Annotated in this window: 20 protein-coding genes; 7 read left to right on the plus strand and 13 right to left on the minus strand. The window is 41.3% G+C overall.

The features are described from left to right. The first annotated feature begins 42 nt into the window (after positions 1-42). Positions 43-6,504, plus strand: a complete 6,462-nt coding sequence (locus ASE55_RS14460; protein ID WP_056221074.1) for a GEVED domain-containing protein — start codon at positions 43-45, stop codon at positions 6,502-6,504. A gap of 313 nt (positions 6,505-6,817) precedes the next feature. On the opposite strand, the gene coaE is transcribed toward ASE55_RS14460, so the two are convergent. The 4 genes from coaE to ruvB form a co-directional block, all read right to left on the minus strand. After that, a complete protein-coding gene (coaE, locus tag ASE55_RS14465; protein ID WP_056221077.1) occupies positions 6,818-7,453 on the minus strand; it encodes a dephospho-CoA kinase in 636 nt (211 codons plus the stop codon). Positions 7,454-7,462: 9 nt separating this feature from the next. Continuing rightward, positions 7,463-8,329: an MBL fold metallo-hydrolase gene (locus tag ASE55_RS14470; RefSeq protein ID WP_056221081.1), complete on the minus strand. Its 867-nt coding sequence runs from the start codon at positions 8,327-8,329 to the stop codon at positions 7,463-7,465. 24 nt (positions 8,330-8,353) lie between these two features. After that, the gene (locus ASE55_RS14475) at positions 8,354-8,965 is read right to left on the minus strand and encodes an FMN-binding negative transcriptional regulator (protein ID WP_056221083.1); all 612 of its coding nucleotides are present in this window, start codon (positions 8,963-8,965) and stop codon (positions 8,354-8,356) included. Positions 8,966-9,032: 67 nt separating this feature from the next. Further along, positions 9,033-10,055 (minus strand): Holliday junction branch migration DNA helicase RuvB, encoded by a 1,023-nt coding sequence (ruvB, locus tag ASE55_RS14480; RefSeq protein ID WP_056221118.1) that lies wholly within the window; start codon positions 10,053-10,055, stop codon positions 9,033-9,035. Positions 10,056-10,286: 231 nt separating this feature from the next. On the opposite strand from ruvB, the gene hutI reads away from it, so the two are divergent. From hutI to ASE55_RS14500, 4 genes are all read left to right on the plus strand, one after another. Beyond that, positions 10,287-11,510 (plus strand): imidazolonepropionase, encoded by a 1,224-nt coding sequence (gene hutI, locus ASE55_RS14485; protein ID WP_056221086.1) that lies wholly within the window; start codon positions 10,287-10,289, stop codon positions 11,508-11,510. Positions 11,511-11,547: 37 nt separating this feature from the next. Further along, entirely contained in the window at positions 11,548-12,465 is a 918-nt protein-coding gene (hutG, locus tag ASE55_RS14490) for a formimidoylglutamase (protein ID WP_056221089.1), read from the plus strand. A gap of 133 nt (positions 12,466-12,598) precedes the next feature. Continuing rightward, positions 12,599-13,891 (plus strand): aldehyde dehydrogenase family protein, encoded by a 1,293-nt coding sequence (locus tag ASE55_RS14495; RefSeq protein WP_056221121.1) that lies wholly within the window; start codon positions 12,599-12,601, stop codon positions 13,889-13,891. 88 nt (positions 13,892-13,979) lie between these two features. Next, positions 13,980-15,794: a WG repeat-containing protein gene (locus tag ASE55_RS14500; RefSeq protein ID WP_056221092.1), complete on the plus strand. Its 1,815-nt coding sequence runs from the start codon at positions 13,980-13,982 to the stop codon at positions 15,792-15,794. A 53-nt stretch (positions 15,795-15,847) separates the two neighbouring features. Here the strand turns inward: ASE55_RS14500 and pyk are convergent, their stop codons facing one another. Genes pyk through ASE55_RS14525 form a run of 5 tightly spaced genes read right to left on the minus strand, consistent with a single transcriptional unit; the run spans position 15,848 to position 20,027 of the window. Next, a complete protein-coding gene (gene pyk / locus ASE55_RS14505; protein ID WP_056221094.1) occupies positions 15,848-17,293 on the minus strand; it encodes a pyruvate kinase in 1,446 nt (481 codons plus the stop codon). Then, complete coding sequence (locus ASE55_RS14510; RefSeq protein WP_056221097.1) at positions 17,286-17,759, minus strand: IPExxxVDY family protein; 474 nt, start codon at positions 17,757-17,759, stop codon at positions 17,286-17,288. The genes pyk and ASE55_RS14510 overlap by 8 nt, the downstream gene beginning before the upstream one ends. After that, positions 17,737-18,498 carry a ribonuclease III gene (gene rnc / locus ASE55_RS14515; RefSeq protein ID WP_056221100.1) on the minus strand — a complete coding sequence of 254 codons (762 nt, stop codon included), beginning with the start codon at positions 18,496-18,498 and terminating at the stop codon, positions 17,737-17,739. The genes ASE55_RS14510 and rnc overlap by 23 nt, the downstream gene beginning before the upstream one ends. A 9-nt stretch (positions 18,499-18,507) precedes the next feature. Beyond that, complete coding sequence (gene fabF, locus ASE55_RS14520; RefSeq protein WP_056221102.1) at positions 18,508-19,752, minus strand: beta-ketoacyl-ACP synthase II; 1,245 nt, start codon at positions 19,750-19,752, stop codon at positions 18,508-18,510. A 35-nt stretch (positions 19,753-19,787) separates the two neighbouring features. Beyond that, complete coding sequence (locus ASE55_RS14525) at positions 19,788-20,027, minus strand: acyl carrier protein (RefSeq protein ID WP_002976354.1); 240 nt, start codon at positions 20,025-20,027, stop codon at positions 19,788-19,790. A 381-nt stretch (positions 20,028-20,408) separates the two neighbouring features. Here ASE55_RS14525 and ASE55_RS14530 point away from each other — a divergent pair, with 381 nt between their 5' ends. Continuing rightward, complete coding sequence (locus ASE55_RS14530; protein ID WP_056221105.1) at positions 20,409-20,927, plus strand: thermonuclease family protein; 519 nt, start codon at positions 20,409-20,411, stop codon at positions 20,925-20,927. A 711-nt stretch (positions 20,928-21,638) separates the two neighbouring features. On the opposite strand, the gene ASE55_RS14535 is transcribed toward ASE55_RS14530, so the two are convergent. The 4 genes from ASE55_RS14535 to ASE55_RS14550 all read right to left on the minus strand — a co-directional run bounded on the left by ASE55_RS14535 (position 21,639) and on the right by ASE55_RS14550 (position 25,733). Further along, positions 21,639-21,938, minus strand: a complete 300-nt coding sequence (locus tag ASE55_RS14535) for a helix-turn-helix domain-containing protein (protein WP_056221106.1) — start codon at positions 21,936-21,938, stop codon at positions 21,639-21,641. A 301-nt stretch (positions 21,939-22,239) separates the two neighbouring features. Beyond that, on the minus strand, positions 22,240-22,659 hold the full coding sequence (locus ASE55_RS14540) for a hypothetical protein (protein WP_056221109.1): 420 nt from the start codon (positions 22,657-22,659) through the stop codon (positions 22,240-22,242). A gap of 317 nt (positions 22,660-22,976) precedes the next feature. After that, entirely contained in the window at positions 22,977-23,930 is a 954-nt protein-coding gene (locus ASE55_RS14545) for a manganese catalase family protein (RefSeq protein WP_056221111.1), read from the minus strand. Positions 23,931-24,158: 228 nt separating this feature from the next. Next, positions 24,159-25,733: a hypothetical protein gene (locus ASE55_RS14550; RefSeq protein WP_128414585.1), complete on the minus strand. Its 1,575-nt coding sequence runs from the start codon at positions 25,731-25,733 to the stop codon at positions 24,159-24,161. Between the two features lie 142 nt (positions 25,734-25,875). Between ASE55_RS14550 and ASE55_RS14555 the strand changes: the two genes are divergently transcribed. After that, a complete protein-coding gene (locus ASE55_RS14555; RefSeq protein ID WP_056221116.1) occupies positions 25,876-26,304 on the plus strand; it encodes a helix-turn-helix domain-containing protein in 429 nt (142 codons plus the stop codon). The last annotated feature ends 382 nt before the right edge of the window (positions 26,305-26,686 follow it).

Here is a 26,686-nt window from a genome sequence, read left to right on the forward strand (position 1 = left end):
AAAAAATGATTAGATTTGTTTAATTAATATATTGAGAAAGTTATGAAGAAAAATTTTACTTCTTTCTTTTTCCTCTTTTTGTTTGCGATTACCAGTGCACAATGGAGTCCGACGACATTCAGAGGAGAAAAATCCAGAGCAGGTTCTGATATTAAGAACTATTATTCTCTAGACATTTCTTTACTAAAGTCTCAATTGGCAAAAGCACAGGAAACGGGCAAAAATGCAAAGCCCGTCACCATTTCTTTGCCAACTTTAGAAGGAAAAATTGAAAGATTTGCCGTTTACAGCTTCCCTGTGGTAGTGAAAGAACTGGCAGATCAGTATCAACTGGGCTCCTATGTAGGTGTCGGGATTGATGATCCGGGCAAGTACCTTAGATTCAGTCTGGCACCCGATGATTTTCAGTCGATGATCATCAAGGATGGGCAGTACGAATTTATAGAGCCGGCTGACAAGTCTAAAACAGTGTATGGTGTGCATCCAAAAACTGATAAAAGCAATGAAGGTTTCCTCTGTTCCATGAACGAGGACAAGCTGTCCAAACAGGAGATCGAAAAACTGTACACAACCGGTAAAGCTTTTTCCAACCAGACAACCAATTTCGCAAAATCTTCTGACAAAAAATACAGAACGATGAGACTGGCCATGTCGGTAACAGGAGAGTATACCCAGTTTTTTGGGGGAACTGTTGCGAATGCGTTAGTCGCAATCAACGCAAGTTTAACCAGAGTAAACGGCGTATTTGAAAAAGATTTCGCCCTGCACTTGGATCTGCAGAACTATCCGGGTGTTATTTACACAAATCCGGCAACAGATCCTTATTCACCTGCAGCAGCGGGTGCCGGAGGAGCATGGAACGGAGAATTGCAACAGGCACTTACTGCCAATGTGGGCAATGCCAACTATGACATCGGTCACTTATTTGGTGCTTCAGGCGGAGGTGGAAATGCAGGCTGTATAGGCTGTGTTTGTATCAACCCGACCACTTCAGTGCCAAACGGTAAAGGTTCTGGCTATACTTCACCTGCGGACGGTATTCCACAGGGAGATAATTTTGATATCGACTACGTAGCCCACGAAATCGGGCATCAGTTAGGAGCCAATCACACATTCTCTCATGGATTGGAAGGAGCAGGAGTTAATGTGGAGCCGGGCTCCGGGTCTACTATTATGGGCTATGCAGGGATTACAGGTCCCAATACAGATGTTCAGCCGCATTCGGATCCTTATTTCCATGCCGTTAGCATTACGCAGGTTCAGAATAACCTCAACAGCAAAACGTGTGATGTGGAAACAACCACCACAAATAATCCACCTGTAATTACGGCTTTGCCTACGTACAATATTCCTAAAGGTACTGCATTTGTGTTAACAGCCTCCGCAACGGATGCTGAAAATGACCCAATGACCTATACCTGGGAACAAGTGGATAATGCATCTGCTACCATTAATAAAAATAATTTAGGAACGACGCTTACCGGAGCATCGTTCAGGTCATTTACACCTACTACCAATCCTGTAAGATATTTTCCAAAATTATCTTCAGTATTGGCCGGAGTTTTAAATAACGCTAATAACGGTTGGGAATCTGTTTCTACAATTGCCAGAACCACTAATTTCCGGGTAACGGTAAGAGATAACAATCCCGTAGCTACTCAGCAGCAGACTCAATTTGCCAACCAGCAGATTATTGTAGGAAATGACGGCCCTTTTAAAGTGACTACTACCACTGCCTATAATAACGGTCCTACCAATATTACCTGGGATGTTGTTAATACAACAGCTGCTCCTTATAATGTAGCTAATGTAAAAATTGACTATACTACAGATAACGGAGTAACCTGGACGGTAGCTTCAGCTTCTACAGCTAATGACGGTAATGAGTCTATCAACTTAACCGGTCTTACGCTGGGAGGTAATGTTAAAATCAGAGTAAGCGCTATCGGAAACGTATTCTATGCTATCGGAAGTTCTACAGTAGCTTCACTGGCAAGTTGTACAGGAGCGGCTCCGACAGGTATTGTGGTTTCAGCAATTACGCAGACTACGGCAACTGTTTCATGGGTGGCTACGGCGAACTCAACCTATGTAGTTCAGTACCGTCCGTTAGGCAGCACAACATGGATTACGGTTCCTTCTACAGGAAACTCTATAAACCTCACAGGATTAACAGACGGTATCCAGTACCAGGTACAGGTTTCCACTGTTTGTTCAGGAGTTCAGGGGCCTTTCTCTGCGATTACAACCTTTACTACTTTAGGTCTTAGTTATTGTACGATGACCTCAAGTAACTTTGCATCGGAATATATTTCCAATGTTACGGTAACTCCGGTTGGTGCACCTGTTATGAGCAACAACTCTGTGGGATCTACTTATACAGATTATTCACCGACACCTAGTGCATTAGTAAACCTGGTGATCGGATCTGTAGGAAATACAGTTTCTGTATCTAAGTTTTACCCTGGCGGTTTCAGTTACAGTGAGGCTGTAGGTGTTTGGATTGATTTTAACAGAAACGGAGTGTTTGAAGCAACTGAGCAGGTAATGAATTCTCCTGCAAGTGCAACAACGCCTGTTACTGCTACCTTCAACGTTCCGACAACGGCTTATAACGGACCTGCAACAACAAGAATGAGAGTAGCTATGAGATACTCAAGTTCTCCTGTTATGTGTCAGAGTTTCGGAGACGGGGAAGTGGAGGATTATGCTGTGAAACTGATCCAGCCTATCCCTTGTACGAGCAATGCTCCGCTGAACCTTTCTGTAAGTAACATTACAGCTACTTCTGCCTATGTAATGTGGGATCCGGCTGTAGGTGCTACTTATGTATTGCAGTACAGACCTTTTGGTTCTACAACATGGACTACAGTTCCTTTAACCACCAGTGCTTATACCATCAACGGTTTAACGGAGCAGACCCAATATGAAGTTCAAGTAGCCTATGTATGTTCAGGAACTACAGGAACTTATACGGCACCAATGCCTTTTACAACTCCTGCAGTTACTTATTGTACGATTACTTCAAGCAATAATACAAACGGTTATATTTCAAACGTAACCATTTCCCCTACGAATTCTTATGTGATGAGTAACAACTCAGGCGCGAATACATATACAAACTATTCTGCTGATCCTGCGAAACTGATTACACTGGTTCGTACGTCAACCAATAACAGCATTTCTGTTTCTAAATCATGGTTAGGCACTACCACTTCTTCATTAGCAGTAGGCGTGTGGATTGATTTCAACAGAAACGGGATTCTTGAGACAACTGAAAGAGTAGTCAATACAACAGCCAATACAACAACGCCGATCACGGCAACGTTTACGGTTCCGACTACTTCTTACAACGGTCCGCTGACCCTTAGAATGAGAGTAATCTTCTCTACCAGCACCATTACAGATCCTTGTGCTACGGTAGCGAACGGTGAGATTGAAGACTATGCCGTTAAGATCATTGATCTTTCGCCTTGTACTACAGCTCCGCCGTCTCCGATTATTGTTTCCAACGTAACAGCCTCTACCGCTTTGGTTTCCTGGATCAATGCAACAGGAGCTACTTATACATTGAGATACAGAACAGGAACGGGAGCATGGACAACTGTTGTGGCAGCAACCAATCCTTACACAATCAGTAACCTTAACGGTGCTACTACCTATGAAGTACAGGTGGCAACGATCTGCGGCGGTACTACCGGAGCATGGTCAGGTTCTGTGAACTTCACTACCCCTGCCATTTCATATTGTAATTCCGGTACAGCAACTGTCAATAATGCTTATATCAGTAATATTACAGTATCGGGTACCAATACGCCGGCTATGTCCAACAATTCCGGACCTAGTACTTATACGGATTATTCTAATGATGTTACCAAGATTATCACCTTAGCCCGTAACTCTACGAATAATTCACTTTCTGTAGGAAGAACCATAACATCAGGAACTTATTCCACATATGCATGGATCGACTTCAACGGAGACGGAATATTCAATAATAACCCGACTACTATCGCAGGAGGGGAGAGAGTCATGAACTTAGGATACTCTTCTACAACACCGGTTACTGCTACCTTTGCTGTTCCGGCAGGAGCTTATATCGGAACCAATAAGCTGAAAATGCGTGTTATTGTGTATTTCCTTACACCAACTGATGCATGTTCACCGCTTACAAGTGATGGAGAAGTGGAAGATTATCAGGTTAAATTCATTGATATCCAGCCATGTACTACAGCAGCACCTACAGGTATTGTATTAACCAATGTAGGAGCTACTACCGCTACAGTTTCATGGATCTCTTCTACAGGAGCCACGTATCTGGTAAGATGGAGAACGACCAACCCGGTAGGAGCATGGAACGTATCTCCGGCACCTATTACAGGAAACAGTTATAATATTACAGGTCTTACAGAGCAGACGGCATACGAAGTGCAGGTAGCTACAATTTGTGGCGGAACCCAGGGACCTTGGTCTACTTCTACACCGTTTACCACTACGCCGATTACGTACTGTAACATGACCGGTACCGGAACTACTGATTTCATTTCCAATGTGACAATGACTTCTGTTAACCCGGGCATACCTCCGATGAGTAATACCTCTGTTCAGACCAATTATATCAGTTATACAGCTCCGGCTACACTTGTTAATTTGGAAATCGGTTCTACAGGAAATAAGATTTCCGTATCTAAAGGATGGTCCGGAGCGGCACAGAGTGATGCGGTTTCTGCGTGGATCGACTTTAACAGAAACGGTATATTTGAAACTTCAGAACAGATTATGAACTCTGCAGCAAGTGCTACCACTCCGGTAACATCATTGTTCAATGTACCTACAACAGCGTATAACGGTCCGTTAACCACAACCATGAGAGTGGTTCTGAAACGTTCAAGTGCGCCTGTAATGTGTCAGAATGCTGTTAATGGAGAAGTTGAAGACTATTCGGTAAAACTGAGGCCTTGTTCTACAACGGCACCGACTAATTTAGCATTCAATACCATTACGCATACTTCTGCTAATGTTACATGGACAGTGCCTACAGGCAGTCTTACCTTTATCGTAAGATACAGGGTAGCCGGAAGTACAGCACCATGGACAGAAGTTACAGCTTCTACATTAACAGGAAACCCGCCTTTGAGCTTAACAGGACTTACCCCTGCAACAACATATGAAGTACAGATTGCTTCAAGCTGCGGAACAAGCCCTGGGCCATTTGCACCTGTAAAAACATTTACCACAAGATGTGATCCTACACCTCCGAATGTAACAATCGGTACAGTAACAGCAACCTCAGCAGTAGTCAACTGGGCTCCTGTGGCGGCAAGCGCAACTTATCAGATCAGATACAGGATAGTAGGAACTACAGTGTGGACAACGGTAAACGTTACAACAGCACCTTTAAATACGTTGACCCTTACAGGTTTACTTCCGTATACGACATATGAAGTACAGGTAGCCAATATCTGTAACGGTGAAACAACGGTTAACCCTTGGTCTAACCCTAAAGTATTTGTAACAGAGAGAATCTGTGAATTACCTCCTCCGGGATTAACGATCACTAACCTTACACCGACTACTGCAGTTGTAGTTTGGGATCCTTTCCCAGGAGCAACGTATGTATTAAGATACAGAAAAGTAGGGATTCCAAGCTGGACAACGGTAGCGGTTGCAACCAATACGGTTACATTAACCGGACTGATTGAGCTTACACAGTATGAAATGCAGGTAGCAAATGTATGTAGCGGTACGCCGGCTACTTATACACTGCCGTATTTCTTTACAACGCCTACCATTGTATACTGCCAGATGAGTTCTGCGGCAAGTACAGATTATATTTCAAAAGTTACCGTTACACCAAACGGTAAACCGAAAATGGAAAATATATCAGTTGCTTCTAATTATTCTGACTTTACGGGTAACCCTCTTAAGTTTATTGAATTGGTACAGGGATCTACAGGAAACCAGATTACCATTGATAAAAAACTTACAGGAGGTTCGAAGGCAGGTGTAGCTGTTTGGATTGATTTCAACAGAAACGGATATTTCGATATTAACGAAAGAATCATGGCTGTTGACCCGAGTACAGATGCTACGGCCAATGGAACATTTACAGTGCCTGCAGATGCCTTCATCAGCTTGACAGACTACAAATACGTAGTGATGAGAGTAGCGATGGCAAAAGATGCAATCCCGGTAAACTGTGCTAATTTCCCTGTTGGTGAAGTAGAAGATTATACAGTAAGGATTTCTAAACTTCCTGTTCCTAACCCGGTTAATCAGACGGATATATTAATTTATCCTAACCCGGTTAAGACAGTGTTATATGTGAAAAATATCAGCAAAAAAGCAGATTATAAGATCTATAACGCCGCAGGACAGCTGGTATCCAACGGTATTATCCTAAATAACAGCATAGATGTACATAACCTGATAAATGGTGTTTATGTAATAGACATTCAGGACGGAAACGAAACTTCTGCCCAGAAGAAATTTATCAAAGAATAAGTATACATTTAATTATTAATCATTTGTAATAGGCTCCCGTTTACGGGAGCCTATTTTTTGTATTTAAACACTTGATTTTTTCAAATTCAACAGAGAAACAAGATCAGAATCGGTTTGATTTATTAATGAATAGGGGATAAGAATATATCAGTCAAAAACATCTTTAATCTTTGGGATTTATTGTTTCTGATAATTATTGGTTCTGTAAAGATTACCTCTTTTAAACACGCCCGATGTTGGTTACCGGTAAATTTAATTCATTTAAAAAAGCTCAATAAAAAACCCGTTAGGTATTTTCTAACGGGTTTTATGTTTATTCGATATCGAAGATGACCTTTTCAGTCTGTTCCTTTAAATCGTCTATGTTTGTGTTGTTGTGGATAACACAGTCTGCGAGTTTTATTTTATCTTTTTCGGGCATCTGCTTTTCCATAACGGCCTGTACTTCGCGGTAGGTTTTGCCGTCCCGGTCCATTACCCTTTTAATCCTGATATTGTCTTCAGCAGTAATCAGCAGAGATTTATAGCACTGCCGGTTGAGCTTTAATTCAAACAGTAGGGCAGTCTCTTTAAAAACCAGGTATTTGGTCTGTTGCTGCAGCCAGTTTTCAAAATCAATCCGGACAGCGGGATGGATAATTTCGTTTAGCTGATCGAGCAGTTCTTTATCATTAAAAACTTTTTCGGCTACTGTTTTCCGGTCATAAAGGCCATTTGTATCATAGGCTTCATTTCCTAAAAGTTCCTTTATTTTTAACCTTAAACCATCGTCCTCATTGACTATAGTCTTTGCACGGTCATCCGAATAATATACCGGAAATCCGAATTCCTCAATGAAACGTGCAACGGTAGTTTTTCCTGATCCGATACCTCCTGTAAGCCCGATAACTTTCGGTGCCGATAACGGGTCCGGTTCTGTGGTAAGGTTTTCTGAATGTAATTCTTCCATTGTTAACAATTAATATCCGAAAACATCATTAAAGCTAAAAGTCTCGTCAAGCCTTACGCCCTTTTCAGTCATTTTAAGGCTGGCCAGTTCATGATGGGCATCGTGCTCAAAGAACAGCAGATATTCATTTTCCACACACTTTTTCAGGAATTTCCCTTTTTCTTCCATTGTTAAAAGAGGTCTTGTATCATATCCCATTACATAAACCTGGTTAATGTGCCCGGCTGTAGGGATCAGGTCTGCAGCAAATACAATCGTTTTTTCCTGGTACTGGATAACAGGCAGCATCTGCTTTTCTGTATGGCCGTCAACAAAGATCACATCCATTTTCAGATCGGGCATGAAACCATAGTTTCCCGTGTTGGGAAGGGATACGAAATTAAGCTGTCCGCTTTCCTGGATCGGGATGATATTTTCCTTCAGGAAGCTTGCTTTTTCCCTCGGATTGGGCTCGGTTGCCCATTGCCAATGGTTTTCATTTGACCAGAACTGTGCGTTCTTAAAAGCCGGCCGGTATCCTGTTTTGTCATCATTCCATTCAATGGCACCGCCACAGTGGTCGAAATGAAGGTGGGTAAGGAAGACATCAGTAATATCCTCCTTTACAAAACCGTATTTTTTTAAATTTTTGTCTAAATTATCATCTCCCCAAAGCGAGTAGTGACCGAAGAATTTTTCGTCCTGCTTATTGCCTAGGCCGCAGTCGATCAGGATCAGTTTTTTCCCGTCTTCCACAAGAAGGGAACGGGTTCCCAGCTCAATCAGGTTTCTTTCGTCTGCCGGGTTTGTTTTTTCCCACAGACTCTTTGGGACGACTCCGAACATGGCGCCGCCGTCCAGCTTAAATTTTCCACATTGTATTGGATATAATTTCATATAATATTAAGTTTTTATCGTGTCTTATCTTTTCAGCTTTTTCATCTGATCAGCTGTTTTTCGTTCATTGTCGCTTCCGTTTTCAAGATTTGAAATGATGTTTTGGAAGTCATGCTCTTTTCTGTTTTGGGAAAGTTTCTGCTGGATGAAAATCTCATCCGGAATTATTTTGATGCCGAATGCCCCTTTCATCTCTTTCTCTACAAATGCCCTCCCCATATCTTCCACCATCATCGGGCACTGCTGGTTTTTTTCAAACCGGGAAGTTAATTTTTCCAGATGCTTATACAGCTCTTCCTGATCCATCAGCTGTACCTTCCCGTAGATTTGCACCGCTTCGTAATTCCATGTTGAAACATTGATATGGTCATACCAGCTGCTGGAAATATAGCTGTGTGCACCCAAAAAGTCGCACAGTACTTCATCTCCGTTCTTCAGTGTTTTTGACTGAGGATTTGCTCTTGAAATATGGGTTTCTATATAGGTGTTTTCCGGATCATCTTCATTAAGCATCATCATAGAATGGGTGGCTCTTATTCTGTCTCCGGAAGAAATCAGCATTGCAAAGGCATTTTCCCTGATGATTTCCTTCATCACGTTATAATCTTCGCTTCTGTATAATTTAGGTACATACATAGATTAAATTACTTTTCTTTAAACCGCAAACCTGCAAAGTTAATTTTAAAATAAAACTAAGTCCGGCTTAAAAAAGTTCTCCCGGGTTTCTCGGTATCGGAATATTTAAATGCTTATAGGCTTTCTCTGTTACTTCCCGTCCTCTCGGGGTTCTGATGATAAATCCTTCCTGAATCAGGAAAGGTTCGTACACTTCCTCCAGCGTTTCCGGATTTTCTGCGATTGAGGTGGCCAGGGCAGAAATTCCCACCGGCTTGCCCTTAAAATTCTCAATCATTACGCGCATGATCTTATTGTCCATTTCATCCAGTCCGAATTCATCTACATGCAGAGAGTCCAGCGCATATTTGGTGATGTTGATTTCAATTTCACCGTTTCCTTTTATTTCGGCAAAATCCCGGACCCTTCTCAAGAGTGCATTTGCAATTCTCGGGGTTCCGCGGCTTCTTCTGGCAATCTCAATGGCTGCATCTTCATAAATTCTCACGCCGAGAACCCGGGCACTCCGGATAATGATCATGGACAAAAGTTCAACCGTATAATATTCCAGCCTGCTCTGGATCCCGAATCTTGCCAGCATCGGTTTCGTCAGCATTCCGCTTCTGGTTGTTGCACCTACCAGGGTAAAAGGATTTAAGCTGATCTGGACACTTCTTGCATTCGGGCCCGTTTCCAGCATAATATCAATTTTATAATCCTCCATGGCAGAATACAGGTATTCTTCCACAACAGGCGACAGACGGTGGATCTCATCAATAAAAAGAACGTCGTTTTCCTCCAGGTTGGTGAGTAAGCCCGCAAGGCTGCCCGGTTTATCCAGTACGGGGCCGGAAGTAATCTTGCAGCTGACCCCGAGTTCATTTGCAATAATATTGGCCAGGGTTGTCTTACCTAGGCCGGGAGGGCCGTGCAGCAAAACATGATCCAGGGCTCCGCCACGCCTTTTGGCAGCATTTACAAAAACTTCGAGGTTCTCCAAAGTCTTTCTCTGTCCGGCAAAATCTTTAAAGCTCTGCGGACGAATCTGTTCTTCCTGCATCAGTTCATCGCTGGAAAAATTGTCTTTATCGGGATGTAAAAAATCAGGCATTAATTCAATTTCATTTACCGTAAAGATAGGAAAAATTGAGGTTGAGATTACGGAAAAATTAAGATTTGAGAACAAGAGATATTTTGAGTATTTTTGAGAGAGAAATTTAAAGATAAGAATGTACAGCGCTTCTGTCTGTGTCCGGATTACCGCGGAAACGCATATGAAAATACAATCCGGCATTCTGAAGCATCCCGTATTTTTATCTGAATTACAGTTTAAACCCGATACATGAAACTTATAGGTCCTTTCAGGCAGGTAGTAACCCTTGCCGATCTCCCGTTAAGAGGAAAACTTTCTGATGAACAGATAGACGTCATCTCTGATGGCGGAATTATTGTGAACAACGGTAAAATTCACAAAACCGGAACTTTTGAAACGTTAAAATCTGAATATCAGGATATCGAAACTGAATCCGTAGAAGGCGTACAGATCGTTCTCCCTGCGTTCACAGATTCGCACACCCATATTTGTTTTGGCGGTAACCGGGCGAATGATTTTGCCATGCGTAATGCGGGGAAGACCTATCTGCAAATTGCTGAAAGCGGAGGCGGGATCTGGAATTCTGTACAACATACCAGGAATGCTCCGGAAGAAGAACTGTTAAAGACACTTCTGGAAAGAATCAATTTTTTAATTTCTCTCGGGATTACGACCATTGAGGTGAAAAGCGGATACGGACTGGATGTTGACAACGAGCTGAAAATGCTCCGTACCATTAAAAAAACACAGGCGCAGACCCCGGCAACCCTGGTGCCAACCTGTCTTTCAGCGCACCTGAAGCCAAAGGATTTTGAAGGGGATAATCCGGCCTACTTACAATATATCCTGACCGAGATTCTGCCTAAAGTAAAAGAAGAAAGCCTTGCAGAACGTGTTGATGTATTTATTGAGAAGTCTGCTTTCCAACCTGAAGAAAGCCGTGATTTTCTGCTTAAAACTAAAGATTTAGGTTTTGAAATTACAGTCCATGCCGATCAGTTTACACCCGGAAGCTCAAGAATTGCAGTGGAGGTTGGCGCGAAATCTGCTGATCACCTGGAGGCAACCATTGATGAAGATATTACCTTTCTGGCAGAATCTGATACGGTGGCCACCGCTTTACCGGGAGCAAGCTTAGGATTGGGCGAGAAGTTTACACCGGCCAGGAAATTACTGGATGCGGGTGCCATTTTAGCCATCGCAAGCGATTGGAACCCAGGGTCTGCACCCATGGGCAATCTGATTACCCAGGCTTCAGTGTTGGCCACATTTGAAAAGCTTACCACCGCTGAGGTTTTAGCGGGAATTACCTTCCGTTCTGCGTTTGCGCTCGGGCTGGAAGACAGAGGAAAACTGGAAGAAGGGATGAAAGCGGATTTTGTTACTTTCAAAACCGATAATTTCCAGAATATTTTATATTATCAGGGGAGTTTAAAGGCTGAAAATGTTTATATTAACGGAAATATAATTTAAAATATCCAACACACTTTATCACATACACACATTAATAATGAAAAATATTTGGCAGGGAAGATTAGACGGGGAAGAACTTCTTTTCCACAGAATATTTCAGAGGATAAGAGAAGAAAATAACTACGATACAATTTCAGCAGATGACTTTGTACTGCACGGATTTGCCGTAGACGAAGGTGTCCGCAGAAACAAAGGCCGGCAGGGAGCAAAAGAAGCTCCGGATCTCATCAGGAAAAATATGGCCAATTTCCCGGTTATCCTTCCTGATTTTTCACTGCTGGATTTCGGAAACATCGTATGCCCGGACGGAAATCTGGAGAATACCCAGCATGACCTTGCCAAAAGGGTTTCCAAAGTTTTGCTGAAAGGCGGCAAATCGGTAGTTCTCGGAGGCGGTCATGAAGTTACCTATGCCCATTATTTAGGCGTAAAAACCGCATTTCCGGAGCAGAAGATCGGGATTATCAATATCGATGCCCACTTTGACAACCGTCAGCCTGAAAGTGCAGGTGCAAGTTCCGGAACAGGTTTCTGGCAGATTGCCCAGGAAGGCGAAATGAATTCACTCCATATCGGGATCCAGAGGAATTCAAATACCTTAAAACTGTTTGATACTGCGCACCAGTACAGGATGAAGTATATCCTGGCGGATGAAATTTTCTTTGAAAACCTTCCGTCCGTTTATCAGCGTATTGATGACCTGCTGGGCAGTGTGGATTATCTTTACCTTACCGTTTGCATGGATGTTTTTAATGCTTCCATAGCACCCGGAGTTTCGGCTTCGGCATACAACGGGATCTTTGCCGATGCTGCTTTCATGCATTTTTACAGGCATATTTTAAAGAGCAGAAAACTGCTGGCTTTGGATGTAGCGGAAGTCAATCCTGCCTATGATATTCAGGACCGCACGGCCAGACTTGCAGCAACGCTTGTTAACGAATGGTTTATGGCCTGATTGGATGGTGATGGTATCCATAGATAAAATCACTGTAACTGTTGGTGGCAGGGAACAGAATTTGCTGCTTTTCCGGTGCTTAAGAAGCTACAATATATTCATCATATCATCTGAATTAAACAGATCTTACATTATGGAACAATCAATTGAAAATAAATTAATCAGGGCAGGCAAGACCTTCAAAGAATGGAAAAATGTACCGTTTGAAGACCGTCAGAAATATATTGCCAAAGCAGCTGAGTTATTAAAAACCAATGCTGAAAAGTTCGGCAGGATCATTACTTCAGAAATGAACAAGCCGATTTCACAATCGATTGCTGAAATTGAGAAATGTGCCCTGATGATGAACTATTATGCAGATGCAGAAAATATTTTAAAGCCTGAAAAAGTAGATTCGGAATACAGCTACTCGGAAATTCAGTATGTCCCGAAAGGAGTGATTTTAGGCGTTATGCCATGGAATTTTCCTTTCTGGCAGGTGTTAAGGTTTGCGGTCCCTGCCATTTTAGCGGGCAATACGGTAGTTCTTAAACATGCTTCCATCTGTTTCGGAAGCGGGAATGCCATTGAAGATATACTGTTGGAAGCAGGTTTCCCGGAAGGGGTTTTCCAGAATCTCGAAATAGGCCATAAAGATGTAAAAGAAGTCCTGGAACATGAGGCTGTTGCAGGCGTGAGCTTAACGGGAAGTGAAAAGGCCGGAGCTGAAGTGGCTTCCATTGCAGGGCAGAATATCAAAAAATCCCTGCTGGAACTGGGAGGGAGCGATGCTTTTATTGTCCTGGATGATGCAGACCTGGATGAAGCGGCAAAAGTGGGAGCACAGGCAAGGCTTCAAAACTGCGGACAGACCTGTGTGGCAGCTAAAAGATTTATAATTGATGAAAAAATAGAAGATACCTTTCTTCCTAAATTCATTGAAGAATATAAGAAATACGTTCCTGCTGATCCAATAGATAAGGAAACGAAAATCGCAGGAATGGCCCGCCCGGACCTTGCGGACGACCTGGAAAAACAATTCCGGAAAGCTTTGGAGAACGGAGCCGAAATCATCATTCCGCTTGAAAGGATTTCCGATAATGAATTCATGCCCGGACTGATCAGGGTACAGGAGGGCAACCCGATTTTACAGGAAGAACTTTTCGGGCCGCTGGGAATGGTCATGATTGCCAAAAATGATGAAGAAGCCTTACAGATGGCTAATGATATCCCTTTCGGACTTTCCAATTCGGTCTGGGCAAAAGACAGAGGCCGCCAGCTTTTCTTTATTGAGAACCTTGAATCCGGGACGGTAAATATCAACAGGATGACCAGTTCTGATCCGCGTTTCCCTTTTGGCGGTACCAAGACATCGGGCTACGGAACGGAGCTCTCTTTACTGGCTTTAAAAGAATTTGTGACGGCAAGGACGATTGTGGGGAATTAATATGCAAAAACTGTATATTTCATTCTTTCTCCTCACCTGTTGCTTATACTTTTCTCAGAAATTGATCTCTATTGATAGATACGGAATAATGACAGATTCTGCAGATATTAATAACCTTCAGGAAAAATATATGATTATAGGGACATTTCAAAAAAGTCATGATGAAGCTGAAACAAGGAGAGCCAGAGTTTTAAAAAGAGAAAACAATCAGTGGGGCTTTATAGATCAGGCAGGTAAAGAAGTTATTCCTGCTAAGTATCTGTCAGTTGGTGTTTTCAATATATTTGGATATGCAAAAGTAAGGGAAAACATCTCACTAACCCGAAAAGTAAATTGTGGACAGCCAAATCCCTGTATCGAAAAAGAAAATTTACCTTTTTATTATTTTATAGATAAAAATGGGGTTCAAAGAAGCAATTACTTTGAAAACATTAACGATTGGGATGATAATGAAGACTATTTTATCGGTGAAATCAATAAAAGAAATGAAATTGTCAGAAAAAAAGATATGCATGTGATCTGTCAGTCTAAAGGTAACACAAGACTTTCGATTGATGCAAGCCGTTATAAATTATCTGATTATTTTATTAAAGAATCCAGAAATGATGGTAAAAAAGATCTGGTTGATATAAAGGGACATCATCTTACGAACTTTCTTTATGAAGATGTTATAGCCTATAATAATTTCTGCTTTGGATTGGTAAAGAAAGACAATGTATATACATGGTATTTACTAAATAAAGATTTAAAGCCTTATGGAGAAGATTTTTATACTGAAACAGAAATGCTTGACTATAATTTCAGTAAAGATGTTATAACCCTGCAACAAAAAGAGGGTTTCTTTTTAATAAATGATAAAGGGAAAATTATTTCAGAAAAATATAAAAGTATTCGGAAAACAGGAGATCTTTTCTTAGCATTTAACGGTAAATTTACAGGATTGATTGATAAGAAAGGAAAAATTGTTGTGCCTTTTGAATACAATCAGGCAGATTATTATAAAGACGGATTTATCATCCTCCGTACCAACAGAAAAGATAAAACACTGTACAGCTTTTATAATATAAAGACTAAGAAATTAGTAAATAAATCTTTATACATACCTTATAAAAAATATATTGTTGTAGAGCACAATAAAAATTTCGGAATTCTAAATCAAAATCTTAAGCCTCTTATTCCGGAAATGTATAAACAAATCCAGCCGCTTGGAGATACAGGATATTTTCTGGCTGTCAATCACCAGGATAAAATGGGCTTGCTTAACCGCAAAAATAAAGTTGCAATTCCTTTTATTTATGATATCCCATATCATATGCTGACTTATAATTTTATCGCTCCGAAAAATGAAAGCGAGATCAATACTATTTCTAAATATTGGCTGTGCTTTAAAAAAGATGATACATTTGGGATATTAAATTATAAAGGTGACATTATTATCCCTTTTGAGCATAACATAATGACCTGTTTTTCGGTAATAGCAGTTTCTGAAAACGGTAAATTAGGATTAATTACTAAAAGTAAGAAGCGTATTCCTGCAGAGTATGACTATCATGTGATGGCTGACGGTGAAAAGAATGGCTTTTACTTTGTGAAGAAAGAAGGTAAATTAGGAGCAGTAGATGAGAATAACCAAGTAGTAATTCCTTTTGAATTTGAAAATGTGGATGAAGTAATGGATGATTTCTATGCTGAAAAGTTTTTTGTTTTCAGAAAAAGATTCGGCTACAGTCTGGTGCAGAAGGACGGAAAAATGTTTTATCCATATGATTTTGAGTATGAACCTCCAAAAATGAAAGAAGGGATTACAATCTTTGATAATAAAATTTTATATGATATTTATAAGAATCAGATAAATATTTATGAAGCTGAGCAGGAATATCTTGATAAAACCGATTACGAATAAAAAAACTCCCGGAATTTTCCGGGAGTTTTTTATTGATAAAGCTGAGGTTTAAATTAAACCGTAGTTAATCTCAGCGTATTTGTTTTTCCGCCTTCGTAAGATGGAGTAGCATTGATGTTGATAACAAAATCTCCGGCCTCAATATATCCGTAGTTATGCGTCAGCATGTTTACCTGGATAATCGTTTCATCTGTAGATTTCTTCATGTCGTAATAGAATGCATGAACACCCCAAAGCAGGTTCAGCATGGTAATGACCCTTTTGTTTCCGCTGAATACGATGATGTGGGAATTCGGACGGTGGGCAGCCAGCTGGAATGCGGTATATCCTGAACTGGTCAGGGTGACGATAGCCGCTACATTGGTTGTTTTGGCAATTCTTACGGCCGCAAGGCATACCCTGTTGGTAATAAACCTTTCATCGATGCAGTTGAAGTCTTTTTCAATCGGTTCGTTTTTATGCTGGTAAAAATGAGTCGTTTCAATATTCTTAACGATCTTGGTCATATTTTCAACCACCTGAACAGGATATCTTCCTACAGAAGTTTCCCCGGAAAGCATTACTGCATCGGCACCGTCAAGTACAGAATTGGCTACGTCATTTACTTCCGCTCTTGTTGGCGTTAAGCTGTTGATCATTGTTTCCATCATCTGTGTGGCAATGATTACCGGCTTGGAGTAGAACCTTGCTTTTTCAACCAGTGTTTTCTGGATCGCAGGAACTTCTTCCATCGGAACCTCAACCCCTAAATCTCCACGGGCAACCATCAGGCCGTCGCACTCCAATAAGATTTCCTCAATATTTTTTACCCCTTCAGGCTTCTCGATTTTTGCGATAATCGGTGTCTTGAATTTTCCGTTGGGATGTTTTGAAATAAGTTCTTTCAGGTCAATGATGTCCTGGGCATGGCGCACGAAAGAAAGGGCAATCCAGTCTACGTCATGGTCAAGCATGAAGTTCGCATCCTGAATGTCTTTTTCCGTTAAGGCAGGAAGGGAAACATTGGTATTCGGAAGGTTTACCCCTTTTTTAGAGCTTAAAGGCCCACCCTGGATGGTTTTTGCCTTTACCGTATCTATTTCGTTGGTTTCAATAACTTCAAGCATCAGCTTTCCGTCATCAATAAGGATTTTCTCACCTACTTTTACGTCCTGCGGGAACTGTTGGTAAGTCATGTAGACTCTGGTGGAATCACCTTCTATTTTTTCGTTTGTAAAGGTAAGAATGTCTCCAGGATTAAGGTAAGAACCCTCCTTTACTACACCTACTCTCAGTTTCGGGCCCTGAAGGTCGCCGAGGATCCCTACAGAAAAACCGTATTCTTTATTGAGTTCTCTGATGATGTTAATATTGGATCGAACTAAATCATAGTCTGCATGCGAAAAGTTGATTCTGAAAATATCAACACCTGCTTTCATTAACCCTAACATTACTTCCTTCGACGATGAAGCCGGACCAAGTGTCGCGATAATTTTTGTCTTCTTTAAATACTTATTCATAATACTGGATAATTTGATAAAGCTCTTCTTCAGAACTTAATGTATAATCTTGAATTGGAAACACAAGATTTTCAGGGAGCAAAATTACGGAAAAATCAGTAAACTGTTCCGGACTGTACAAAATATATTGTACTTCTACCTGGTTATTTAATAAAAATTTAATGTTATCTTCCTGTAAGAAGAGTTCTGTGTGTGTTTTTTTCTGCCTGCTTTCAAAAGACCGGTTAGAAATGAAAGTGAAGCAGGTCTTTGTAAACTTATCGTAAGCCTCAAACCTTGAAAAATGATAGTCATAATGGGCTCCCTGGAAGATAAGATCAGCAATACGTTTAAAATTAATGCCATTCTTCTGGTTTACGGTAAAGAAAAACTCATGGTCAGGGATATGCTTTGCCAGTCTTACCAGTCCTATGGTAATATCATCAGATTCTATATCATCAAGATCATAAAGGTTTTGGATTTCCAAGGATGTTTTCTTTTTTGTTTAAAATATAAAATGCCCTCTGTGCTGCTTTTTCTTCTGCTTTCTTTTTGGAAGTTTCCGTAGCGTTGGCTATTTTCTCTTCTCCCAGCCAGACATGGCAGCGGAAAACAATAGATTTGTTTACCTGTATCTCTTCGCAGGTTTCGTACTTTATATTCAGCTTTTTCTTCTGGCTCCATTCGAGCAGGAGGCCTTTGTAGCTTACAATTTTATTTTCGAGCTTATTGATCTCGGTAGCGGTCAGCAGCCGTTCCATGATAATTCTTTTACAGGTATCATACTGGAAGTCCAGATAAACTGCACCGATTAAGGCCTCAAATAAATTTCCGGAGATGTTTTCCCCTAAAGCCACGGAATTCTGCTTTTGCAGCAGATCAGTCAGTTTTAAGTCTTCTCCTAATTTGTTGAGGTTTTTCCTGTTGACAATCTTGGATTTCATCTGTGTCAGGTATCCTTCATTGGCCTGAGGATAGGTATGAAACAGATGGCAGGAAATCACGGTACCCAAAACAGAATCCCCTAAAAACTCCAGCCTCTCATAGTTGCTGTCTTTGTTTTTAGAAGAACTTTTCACAGAAAAAGCTTCACGGTAGAGCGCGATATTTTGTACCTCAGTCCCGAGGATCTTGCTGAGCCTGGTGCTGAGAAAATAATCTCTCTCCGTTAATGTTCTTTTTCTTTGTTTGAGAAGGAATTTAGAAAAGTATTTCTGTAACTCCATTCAGTAAAATTAGATTTTCGTAAATAGAACGCAGGCATTGTGCCCGCCAAACCCGAAAGTATTGCTCATGGCTACTTTTACATCTTTTTTCGCAGCATCATTGAACGTGAAGTTCAGTCTGCTGTCGATATTTTCATCATCGGTAAAATGATTGATGGTAGGAGGAACAATACCATGAATAATAGTTCCCAACGCAGCAATTGCTTCAATAACCCCTGCAGCACCCAGAAGGTGGCCGGTCATTGATTTTGTAGAATTAATCTGAATGTTGAAAGCATGCTCGCCGAGTAATTTTGAAATGGCATTGGATTCTGCAATGTCTCCTAATGGAGTAGAGGTACCATGCATGTTGATATGGTCTACTTCATCAGCAGTTAACCCTGCGTCTTCCAGACAGTTCTTCATTACCAGATAAGCGCCCAGTCCTTCAGGATGAGGAGCCGTCATGTGATGTGCATCTGCACTCAGGCCTCCGCCTTTTAATTCTGCATAAATTGTTGCCCCACGTTTTACCGCGTGCTCATATTCTTCAAGGATGATGCATCCTGCTCCTTCGCCCAGTACAAATCCGTCCCGGTCTTTGTCAAATGGTCTTGAAGCTGTTGTAGGGTTATCATTTCTTGTAGAAAGTGCCATCATGGCGTTGAATCCGCCGACACCGCTTGCTGTTACGGCTGCTTCGGAGCCTCCGCATACAATGACATCTGCTTTTCCGAGCTGGATCAGCATTTTGGCATCAATCAGGGCATTGGCAGAAGACGCACAGGCAGAAACCGTTGTGTAATTCGGTCCGTGGAAGCCATATTCAATAGAAATATGCCCCGGAGTGATGTCTGCAATCATTTTAGGAATAAAGAACGGGTTGAACCTCGGAATATCCGTGTTGGCCCATCCCAGGACTTCATGTTCAAATGTTTCCAGCCCTCCGATTCCTGAACCCCAGATTACCCCGACTCTGTCTTTGTTTACGTTGTCTTCAATAATTCCCGAGTGTGCCACTGCTTCTCTGGCAGCCACCATACCAAGCTGTGTATTTCTGTCCATCTTTTTAGCTTCTTTCTTGTCGAAATGTTGTAGCGGATCGAAATTCTTTACTTCGCAGGCGAATTTTGTTTTAAAGTTTGTGGCATCAAAAAGAGTAATCGGAGCGGCACCGCTCTCGCCTTTTACAAGGTTTTCCCAGTATTCTTTTGCATTATTCCCAATCGGCGTTATTGCTCCAAAACCGGTTACAACTACTCTTTTCAATTCCATAAACTTTCTTTAATTTTCTTTTTTGTTGAAGAATATTATTTATTTACTACTTCTTCGATATAAGCGATAGCGTGACCTACAGTAGTAATTTTTTCAGCCTGATCATCAGGGATTTGAATGTTGAATTCTTTTTCAAATTCCATGATCAATTCAACTGTATCCAATGAATCTGCTCCCAAATCGTTTGTGAAGCTAGCTTCAGGAGTCACTTCAGTTTCTTCAACGTCAAGCTTATCAGCGATGATAGCTTTTACTCTTGATGCAATGTCTGACATAGTAAATTATTTTTTTAATTGTTAGATGGTGCAAATATATAAAATTCTTTACGATAAAACATTTTTTTAGTCTTTTTTGTGGCTCATAGGTACTTATTTTATTGCCCGGCAGTTTAGTGTTTTAGTTTTCAACGGTTTATATTTTACGGCTTTACGGTGCCTGAAATAACTTTTATTCTTGGCATAACGTTAAATAATGATGAAGATACAGACACTTGTTTCAAAAGGAATTTTAACAGACCTTTGGTGCTTTTATCGGGATCAATAAAGGAATATGGATTCAGGGACAGGGTTAATTTTAACATATTGATTTTCCTTAAATCTGCTCTTGTACAGACCTGATTTAATGTCTAATGCTTACTATATTTTCTTATCATTTAAATGAAAAAATTTATCTCTCTTGCTTTATTTTTTATTTCCGTTTCCGTTTTTTCACAGATCAAAGGAAAGGTCATCAGCATAAAAGACGGTGATACCGTTGTGGTCCTGCTGGCCGGCAATACCCAGCAAACCCTGAGGTTGGCAGAAGTGGACTGTCCTGAGAGCAGCCAGGCTTTCGGGAAGAATGCAAAAGCATATACCGGCTCACAGGTTTTCGGGAAGACGGTTACCTTTTATACGGTAGGAAAAGACCGGTACGGACGGTCTGTTGCCGGGGTTTTCTATGATAATGACAAATACCTGTCCAGGGAAATTGTAAAGGCAGGATTCGGATGGTGGTATTTTAAAGCATCAAAAAATACGGAGCTGCAGAAGCTGCAGGATGAAGCCAAACAAAAGAAACTGGGTTTGTGGGCAGACCGGAATCCGGTATCACCCTGGGATTTCAGGAAGGCGAAGAATAAGAAGAAAACAACGCCGGCAAAAAGCAAAAGCACAGGTGCTAAAGCGGTTAAGTGATCCGCGGGATTTCTCGGTGCTAAGGCGGCTCGGAAGCAGTGGTAAAGTTTCACTTTCCATTTCAGGTTTTCGTCTGCTGTTCTTCTCCCGGATGTTTTTGTTTTCATTTCTATCAGAGGGTAGCGGCATCCATATTCAGGATGATTTATTACCTCAGTTTACCTCAGCAAAAAAGTGACTGGTTTTGAAGTATTTTGACTCGTATAATTCAGCATTTCTTCGGAAACGCTTCGGGTATTCTTCGATAGTTCTTCGGAAAAAACACCTTTTTTCCGAAGAACTATCGAACAGGTATCGAACAACACCCGAACAAAATGGATAATAAGATGAAAAAACAGACGGCATAAGAGGGAACCTATAAACTGCTCTAAAAGTTACTTAATCTGATATTGTAAAGAAGATAATGGAGTATTGAAATCCTATTGAATTTTTCAGGATTTTGGAGAAGCGTAACAAGAGAAGGGTAGAGTTTACGAAAAGGGTTGAATAGTCTAAACATACCGATGCCGTATCATACGACATTCTTTGTCGCATCAAACTAGAGATTGTCTGAACAGGCTAAATTACAGTCAGTATTTTAACAAAATTAATCCACATGCCGGAAATAACGGATGATTATATGGCCTTTGGGTTGCCTTGTCGAATCATTCAAAATAAATCCGGGAAATGCACATTCTACTTTATTCAAAGATGGCAATGCCATTTCCAGACTTATAATTCTTTATTGAGGATAGATACAATCTTATCAATCACATCCTGTTTTTTAGATTTTGTCTGATATTCAGCTTTAGGTTCAGAAACAATAGACTGTTGTTCATTGCTGAAAAGGGCATACAGGTCAATATCCGGATGTTTTTCAATGTACCAGGCCAGGAAATTCAGGGGTATTGCATTTTTTCCTGCAAAATACAGCTGGATAGACTGTGGCGTGACACCATAAGCATCTGCAATTTCTTTCATGGTTTCTCCTTTTCCCTTGCTGTACTCCCGGATCTTTTGGTAAATTTTCATTTTATATGTTTTGATTGTGATAAAAATGCATTAAGCAATAATTAATTGTTAATAATCAATAATTTGTTGCTTTTTAAATATATTATTGTACCTTAGTATTTTAATTTGGTACCAATGTCTATACAAAATTACGAAAAAAGGGTTAATGTATAGGTACGTAGCATGATCTAAAATATCCCTATACTGGTTATTGCTTTTAAAAACAACAATTGCCGCGGTATTTTGCAGAACAGGCAGTATGGGACTGGCTGATACAAAATACCGCGGCAATGGAGTGTTGTGCGTTTAAATTACTCAGGTATTATATCCCTGATTTACAGAATGCATCCCAGGTAGTCCAGAATACAGCGTTGATAGCGCCCGGAGCCGGATGGGTACTGTCTGCAACAATTCCTACCATAGAAGCACAGTTGGAATTACAGCCGATCTGGTTTTTGCTTCCTTCCTGAGGCGGGATGGCGCGCCATGTTCCCGTAGAACCGTTCAGGGTCTCTACTTTAATGTCAAAGATCCCCGAAAGGCCGTTTGTTCTGATCTGCTGTGTCGGGTTGTCGCTGGTAATCATTTCGCTCCAGTTTCCCTGCGAAAAAGTTACCCTCCATTTGGTAATCATTTTAGCTGTTTCGTTTTGCGGTGAAATATACACCCAGAACTGGGCTCCGCCTCCTAATTGGATTTGTCCTGAAGAATTTGCATTGTAGCTTGTGTTTGTCTGATCCATGATAGATGGTTTTATGGGTTATTTTGTAATTCAAAGTAACGCAGAAAAAGATATCCGGAATAGCGTAGAAATGACCAATTCTGATTTTAGGTATAAATACGATAGAGATAGATTTATAAATTAAAGACGATAAAAGATTGAGATATAATATTATATCGGGTATCCTGAAATAAAATGACCAGCGTCTACAACTATTTGAACTCCAATTTCTGTTAAAAATAAAATGCCCATAAAAACACATGTTTTTATGGGCATTTCCATCATATAAATATTAAATCCTTAATTATATTCGGATTAAAATCGAATAGGAAAAAAGGCTATTTCTTTTTGCTTCCTTTAACGGCAACACTTTTCTTTATTTTTCCTCCGGATTCCTTAAACTCGGTAAACGCATCCGCTAATGCCTGCATTTCCTCATCCAGTCCCGGGGCAAATTCTTCCGGACGTTCCGGTGCCTGTGGGATCGGGTAAGATTCACGGGGTTCTTTAAGCGTCGTAAGCTCTGTACCATCATTAAAAGGTGAAGGGCCGCTGAAAATCTGTTCCATCAGGGATCCGTCCATACGGAAAGTGTACTGCTCCCTGTGAAGGCCTAAATCCAGTAATCTTTTTACTTCCGGAAACTGTGAAGAATCGAATTTCGGCACAGGCAGGGCTTTGGCCCAGTCTATACCGAGCGTTTCCAGGGCTTTTGCAAAAGCAGCCTGATGAGCCTCGTCCCGTACAATAAGGAAGGCAACCGTGGCGCGCAGGGTTTTATTGCTGCTCATCTGGTAAATCCGGCATTTCTGGATCCTTCCGGTAGCTTCTACCACCAGGTTGTCCATCAGGTCGAGAACCAGGTTCCCGTGGTTGTGCACATAACTGCCGCTCCACGGGTTTCCCGCAGCGTCTACCGGCAGTGCAGACTGGGCACCTACAATGTAATGATGCGGATTTTGCTGTTCCTTAGCCATTTCCAGGGCAACGCCTCCGCCTTTGCTGGGTGCTTCGTATTTGTCTCCCTGATATCTTGGGGAACCGTCCAGCAACTGGGAAATGGTTTTGGTAATAAGCTCTACGTGGGAGATTTCTTCAACCCCTACGCCCTGGATCAAGTCCAGGTACGGCGTAGCCTTGCCGCGGAAATTAAAACTCTGGAAAAGGTACTGCATCATCGTACGCATTTCCCCGAACTGTCCGCCCAGGCCTTCCTGTAAAGCATTGGCTGCTGACGGATCCGGTTCATCCGGTACAATCGGGTTGATAAGGTTTTGTGAATGGTAAAACATAACTTATATTTTTTAGGTGGCTTTATAATCCCCTAACATTATGCCACTTACTGATAATGAGGTATGTATAAGGTACTGAATGGGAGCAGTTTAATCATAAGCTGAGATTATCAGTTCTGATTATATGTACAGATTGGTTATTATGGTTAAACAGCAAATGGAGAAGGAGGCATTGAAAATGCAGAAATTACAGATATCATATACATGAAATAGACGGATGGGTTTGTTTTAATTTTCAGACCGGTTATTTGACAGAATTAAAAAATCCTTTATCAGTTCATCAAATACACAAAGGGTTTCTTCATCAAGATAAAACGCATTTTTATATAAGTTTTCGGATGGGTTCAGGAACTCAAAGAAATCAAACGGCAGCTTCCCGATGAGGTAGCCCAGATGTTTCACCTTAGGTTCGGCGTATTCACACAGTTTCCACAGGATGCGGATATCAATTTCATTGGGATGGTACCGAATACGCATATAAATGAACACAGCACAGGCCCTGTAAAAGAATCCGCTTAACATCAATCCCAGCCCTTCATGGGAGTCAGATCCTGCCCGGGAGCGCAGTACTTTATATTTTTCGTACAGTGCGGTGCAATGCTGGCAGTAAATCTCTATGTCGGTGTACAGGTTTGTTTCCGGATGCCAATGGATCACGGACGGGAAATCTGCGGTGTAGACTGCATTTTCCGGAGCCATTACTTTCCGGAAGAATGCCTGGGATTCCCAAAGATGCTCCTGGATCCATGATTTGGAGTGGGCAACCGCAACAATGGTGAACCTTTCTTCGGTCTGCTGCTGGGTCATCTGCATCATGTTAAAAAGCTGGCCGTTACTGATGGTATTGCTGATCAGGAGAAGGTACAGGACCTGGGTTTTCTGCCCGCCAGTATACGCTTCTTCCTGATGAAAGAGGTAAATCTCTTCAATACGGAAATGCCGGATCAGGAGGTCAATCACGGGCTGGTAAGGAGAGGCTTCTTTATTTTTAATCATCACCTTTGAAGGCTCAGGATGTTTCACCGCTTTTTTCATTTCCCGGAAAGTCCTTTCTGCGAGGTGATGCAGTTGTTGTGCTGTCCCGGCAATGGCTTCCTTAAACTCTGCCTTCAGGTGCATGCCGCCTTCCTGTTCATCCGCTTCTTTAGCACTGAGAAGCGCATCAATGATAAAATAAGCCGTCCCTGTTTTTTTCAGCATCAGGGTTCTGATTTCAGGCAGGAAACCTTCCAGTCTCAGGAACCGCTCGTTCAGGGTTTCTTTAAGGAAATACCTGCCCAGGCAGAGGAGCTCCAGATGGAAAAGATAGTGTTCGAAAAGGCTGGTGTAGAGGTGATAGGCCACTGCCGTCGCGTTGACGTTTTCAGCCCTGCGGATCTCGGTATCCAGAATTTTGCAGGTGCGGGAGTATTCCTCCCTGAAACGTTTGAATTTTTTAAGCTGCCGGGGAAGCCCGGGATAGGTAAGCTCATGGTTTTCCGCTTTATAGATTAAGGATGAAGCGTTACAGTGCCGGCTGATGAATAAGCTTCCCAGTTTCAGGTGCCTGTTGACATCAACGCTGCCCAATATGATAACATAGGTGTCTGAATGTTTTTGTGCTTTTTTAACCCATCTGCTTTGAGGAAGATCGTCAGGAACGGTGGAATCGCTGAGGTGGATGATGATTAGGTGTTTCCGGGAAGCCTGCGGACAGCTCAGGAAGACCCGCTGTACAGAGTGCCTGCCTGCAAAAGAGTTCATCATATCTGTCAGTTTCTGATGGTACGGATGCGTGTCTGGGATAATGATACGGTGTGGCATGGGGAGAAATTTTTCAGCAAGTTGGCCATACCAGTCCGGGTACCGAACCACGGGCAGGTGTAGGTTACCAAACGGGAAATGTAAAAAACCGGACTGGCAGAATCGCTTATAATTTTATATCTTTGTTTTAAATCTTTAACCCATGGCAGCTACAGCACAGAAACATATCGGGAGGAATATCGCAAGAATCAGGGAAATGCGCGGCATGAAGCAGGAAACCCTGGCCGAAATCTTAGGCGTCAGCCAGCAGAAAATATCATTGTTTGAAAACGCCGAAGCGCTTGAAGATACCAAACTGGAACCCATCGCCAAAGCTCTGGAAATCTCCGTGGAAGCCCTGAAGAACTTTTCTGAGGATGCGTTTTTTAATATTATCTCGAATACATTTAATACCAACGATAATGGTATTGCTATTTTGAGGACAGAGATTTACCAACCTACTTTTAATCCATTAGATAAATTGTTGGAATCTTACGAGGAGAACAGAAAGCTGTATGAACGTTTGCTGGAAACGGAGAAGGAGAAGAGTAGGGTGATTGAGGAGTTGGTGAGGAAAGTGATGAGGGACTAATTTTAAATAAGACTGTATAGAAGGGCGGTTTTTTTTGAATGATCGAAACAATATCAAGACTGTCTTAATGAATTTTTATAATTTAATTTACATATGAAGCAAGATTATATTCTACAAGCGCTTAACTATTATATGTTAATTTATTAGAAAATTAGTCATAACAAATCATTAGGGAATTATATTGAAAGAAATGTTTTTTATGTAAACATATAATAACTTCCAGAATATGTCTATACAATTATTTTAAGTCGCTCTTCTTGTCTTTGTATGTGTACCTCTAAAAATCGATATGCGGATTTTCGCAAATCGTTTTGTAAAGATGTAATAGTTGAATCTTTAGTGTAATTAAGTAATTGATATATCTTATAAAAGAAATATTACT

The sequence above is a fragment of the Chryseobacterium sp. Leaf201 genome, assembly GCF_001421435.1.
In the GTDB taxonomy this organism is placed as follows: domain Bacteria; phylum Bacteroidota; class Bacteroidia; order Flavobacteriales; family Weeksellaceae; genus Chryseobacterium.

What these genes read in the sequence shown, in the direction of transcription:
- ASE55_RS14460 (WP_056221074.1), top strand. Translation starts at nt 43, where the DNA reads ATGAAGAAAAATTTTACTTCTTTCTTTTTCCTCTTTTTGTTTGCGATT.
- coaE (WP_056221077.1), bottom strand. Translation starts at nt 7,453, where the DNA reads ATGGAAGAATTACATTCAGAAAACCTTACCACAGAACCGGACCCGTTA.
- ASE55_RS14470 (WP_056221081.1), bottom strand. Translation starts at nt 8,329, where the DNA reads ATGAAATTATATCCAATACAATGTGGAAAATTTAAGCTGGACGGCGGC.
- ASE55_RS14475 (WP_056221083.1), bottom strand. Translation starts at nt 8,965, where the DNA reads ATGTATGTACCTAAATTATACAGAAGCGAAGATTATAACGTGATGAAG.
- ruvB (WP_056221118.1), bottom strand. Translation starts at nt 10,055, where the DNA reads ATGCCTGATTTTTTACATCCCGATAAAGACAATTTTTCCAGCGATGAA.
- hutI (WP_056221086.1), top strand. Translation starts at nt 10,287, where the DNA reads ATGAAACTTATAGGTCCTTTCAGGCAGGTAGTAACCCTTGCCGATCTC.
- hutG (WP_056221089.1), top strand. Translation starts at nt 11,548, where the DNA reads ATGAAAAATATTTGGCAGGGAAGATTAGACGGGGAAGAACTTCTTTTC.
- ASE55_RS14495 (WP_056221121.1), top strand. Translation starts at nt 12,599, where the DNA reads ATGGAACAATCAATTGAAAATAAATTAATCAGGGCAGGCAAGACCTTC.
- ASE55_RS14500 (WP_056221092.1), top strand. Translation starts at nt 13,980, where the DNA reads ATGACAGATTCTGCAGATATTAATAACCTTCAGGAAAAATATATGATT.
- pyk (WP_056221094.1), bottom strand. Translation starts at nt 17,293, where the DNA reads ATGAATAAGTATTTAAAGAAGACAAAAATTATCGCGACACTTGGTCCG.
- rnc (WP_056221100.1), bottom strand. Translation starts at nt 18,498, where the DNA reads ATGGAGTTACAGAAATACTTTTCTAAATTCCTTCTCAAACAAAGAAAA.
- fabF (WP_056221102.1), bottom strand. Translation starts at nt 19,752, where the DNA reads ATGGAATTGAAAAGAGTAGTTGTAACCGGTTTTGGAGCAATAACGCCG.
- ASE55_RS14525 (WP_002976354.1), bottom strand. Translation starts at nt 20,027, where the DNA reads ATGTCAGACATTGCATCAAGAGTAAAAGCTATCATCGCTGATAAGCTT.
- ASE55_RS14530 (WP_056221105.1), top strand. Translation starts at nt 20,409, where the DNA reads ATGAAAAAATTTATCTCTCTTGCTTTATTTTTTATTTCCGTTTCCGTT.
- ASE55_RS14535 (WP_056221106.1), bottom strand. Translation starts at nt 21,938, where the DNA reads ATGAAAATTTACCAAAAGATCCGGGAGTACAGCAAGGGAAAAGGAGAA.
- ASE55_RS14540 (WP_056221109.1), bottom strand. Translation starts at nt 22,659, where the DNA reads ATGGATCAGACAAACACAAGCTACAATGCAAATTCTTCAGGACAAATC.
- ASE55_RS14545 (WP_056221111.1), bottom strand. Translation starts at nt 23,930, where the DNA reads ATGTTTTACCATTCACAAAACCTTATCAACCCGATTGTACCGGATGAA.
- ASE55_RS14550 (WP_128414585.1), bottom strand. Translation starts at nt 25,733, where the DNA reads ATGCCACACCGTATCATTATCCCAGACACGCATCCGTACCATCAGAAA.
- ASE55_RS14555 (WP_056221116.1), top strand. Translation starts at nt 25,876, where the DNA reads ATGGCAGCTACAGCACAGAAACATATCGGGAGGAATATCGCAAGAATC.